We start from the raw sequence: 3,039 nt of genomic DNA on the forward strand, positions 1-3,039 counted from the left end.
CACTAGTTATGTTATATCCATCTATCGAATTGTGTTGCACACCAAAAAAAGCCAGACGAAATACCCCTGTAATTTGATTCCCTGTTTTATCATCTCTTAAAACAATATTCCTTGTCGTGCCATCAAGGGATATTGATGTATAATTGCGTACGTTATTGCTCGTAGAGTCAAAATATTTTTCCGCCGATAAGCCAGGAACCAAAATACTGAATTCCCCCACATTACAAAGCGTAGAGTGCTGAGAACAAAATCCTGAGACCGGTGTAGTATTCACAAACGCATTCTTCTGCGGCTGCTGCAGGTCGGCGATAAACTCCGTAGTGACGTTCACCGTTGCCGCGTTGACTGTGGATATCATCGCCAATAAAAGCAGCGCGGACAGTGCTGCCGTATTTCTTCTGCGAAACAGGGCGTTATTAATGAAGTCGATAATATACATCTGTCGGGTAAACATTATATGTCCTTATTCCTGGCTGCTTTGCTGGCCGCATAGCCTGCGTTCCCCGCCAGCGGTAATTCGTCACAGGTCAGATTGCCGAGGAAAATAATCTCATCGGCCGTTTTCTGCGTGGTGGGATTCAGGCGTATTTCGCACTGGTTCATTGCGCGGTACTCCACCGCCAGCACCGGGTTGTTTTCATGCACTTCGAGGGTGAACAGCCCGTCGGATTCGGTGACCGTCCTGCCGGCATGATTCACCACCTGAGCACCGCCCAGGGCGTGGCCATTGCCGTCCACCAGGCGACCCATCACCGTCACCGTTTTCATCACTTTCACGGAATACGCACTGACGCCCCCGCGAATATGCTGGTAGCTCAGGTATTCAGGCTCGACTTTCAGCGCCGGGGCTTCCGTGCCGGGGAAGTCGATCTGCACCGTGCCGGGTTGCCAGGCATCGACCGGAATGAAGTTCCTGCCCGGTTTGAGCGGCACGGCACCGCCCGAATAAAGCGCCACCAGTTCGGCATTTTTATCGTCGGAGGAGACATCCACTATCATGCCGCCGCCCTGATAATGTGCCGTCTGTTTCGACATTGTGACCCGCCCGCCACCCAACGCCAGCAGGCTGCCGGTATTGAGGCCGCCGGACAGCCTGCCGTCCAGCGTTGAACTCTGCCCCCAGAAAGTGCCCGCCATCATCGGCGTATCAAACTGGTTGTAAGTGCTGAACCCTGCGCCGTGGCGGTCCGCCGTCAGCGTCGCCGTCGTCATCTTCACGGGGCCTTTGTCCCAGGTCTGATTGACCGAGGCGGAGGTATAGAGATCCCGGCTGCCGTTGGTATCCGTTCGGCTGCCGACGCTGATATTGCCGCTGCGTTTCTGCCCGCCGAGCGCGAAGCTGGCGGAGAGACTCACGCCGCGGTTGCGTAACGTACTGCCATTGCCGTAGGGGCGATCAAACGCGGCCAGCCGCCAGTTAATGGCGTTCCCGGCAAGTACGGTACGGGTATTAAAGCCCACGTCGGCACCGATCCCGCTGTGACGGCTTCTGTGCGTCAGGCGGGCGGTGAGGCTGTTCTCGCTGTTCAGGCGCCAGGTGGTGGACAGCACGCTGCTGTGTTCCAGCGAAGGGCGAGCCGTATACCGGTAGGGTTCATCTTCCTGGCGATACCAGCTCCGGCTGTGGCTGAGGGCGACATTACCCTTTGCGTGCGACCATATTCCCTGGGTATCAAACCCGTGACCGGTGAGATTGCTCCGCCAGATATTACCGTACAGCTGCACCGGCTTTGCCGCCTGCCAGTCGAGTGAAATCCCGGCCTGACGCTCTTCCCCCGTCTTCTGCACGGCCACGCCGACCGTCGCCAGCGGATGCAACAGGTAATTGACGCTGGCCCCGGCCGCAAATTCACCGTTATCTTCACTTTTGTCACTGTTCCACAGCGTCTGCTGCTGCCCGGCGAACACGTTATAGCGCAGGCGCTGGCCCGGCGTTCGCCAGCGGGTGGGTTTATTAATCGTTTCAGTGACCCTGCTGCTCTCACGGCCGTCTTCAATGAGGCGAATTTCAACTTCATAGATACCGGCCGGCAGCGGCACGGTGTCTAACATTTGCAGGCCGGGTTCAACAGGCTGAGAATTTATCAGGGTACCGTCGCGGTAAATTTCAGCCACACCTTCACGGTTGGCCGAGACGTAGACGGGATAAAGCGCCGGAATGTCCCCGCCCTTCAGTAGTGCATCGCCGCTGCCCGCCATCATGCCCGCCAGCGTGCTGATACCACCTCCCGGCGTATAAAGCTGGCGTATCAGGCCCTGGCTGTCCGGCGTAAATAGCCCGGTACGGAGAAAGTGTTGCTGAAATTCACGCTGAACGTAGAGAGAGGTTATGGCATGGCGGGAAGTGCTGCCGAGGCTGTTGCTGCGGGTCTGGTCATGCTGAAACTGGCTCATTAATGTCCAGCTCCCCAGCGCGGCCTCCAGGCCCCCGTTCCAGCTCATGCTTGACTGCTGCTCGCTGCCGCTGAGGTTAAGCTGGTTATTCAGCAGCAGGCCTGAATCCCCATCTTCGGGTAAGGTATACCAGTATTTATTCGCGTCGTTTCCCGGTTGCTGCGTGAGTAAAACGAGGCGGGCATCGCTCAGGCTGTAATCCGCCGCCAGCAGCCCCGGCGGGCAGGCATGGTCACTGCACTTCCCAAGCGGAACAAAGTCAGTGAACGCCTTTAACCAGCGCTGGCGTTCGGCCTCGCTAAACTCACTGTCGCCGTTATCGGTAAAATGGATAATCCTGGCCCGGTTATCCTCCGTCACGATGATCATGGCATCGCCCAGGACCCGGTTATCTACCATGATGCGGGCTGAAAGCGGGGCATTGAAGAAATACGCCTGAAAATCATCCGGCATAGCCGCTGCCTGGCTGGCAAGCGTCGCAGGCTGAGCCAAAACATTTACACTGCTGAAAAGCAGAAATAACGACCCTGTTAATGGACGAAAGAATCCCATAATATCAAACGCCTGAAATTTTCTTTCCGAAGAAAGAAAAGAGAAATCCCTCTCTCTTTTCTCCTCAATGCACGATTGTTCGTTAACCGAACA

2 protein-coding genes are annotated in these 3,039 nt (G+C 56.2%); both read right to left on the reverse strand.

Features of this window, described 5'->3' with window-relative positions; translation table 11 throughout:
• On the reverse strand, positions 1–454 hold a 454-nt coding region (locus WFK85_RS23290), incomplete at its 3' end, for a hypothetical protein (protein ID WP_442892350.1).
• Positions 454–2,847 carry a CS1-pili formation C-terminal domain-containing protein gene (locus tag WFK85_RS23295; RefSeq protein ID WP_166996023.1) on the reverse strand — a complete coding sequence of 798 codons (2,394 nt, stop codon included), beginning with the start codon at positions 2,845–2,847 and terminating at the stop codon, positions 454–456. The genes WFK85_RS23290 and WFK85_RS23295, both read right to left, overlap by 1 nt.
• Positions 2,848–3,039: the final 192 nt, after the last annotated feature.

It is taken from the genome of Cedecea sp. VD22 (assembly GCF_037150195.1).
GTDB lineage: Bacteria > Pseudomonadota > Gammaproteobacteria > Enterobacterales > Enterobacteriaceae > Cedecea.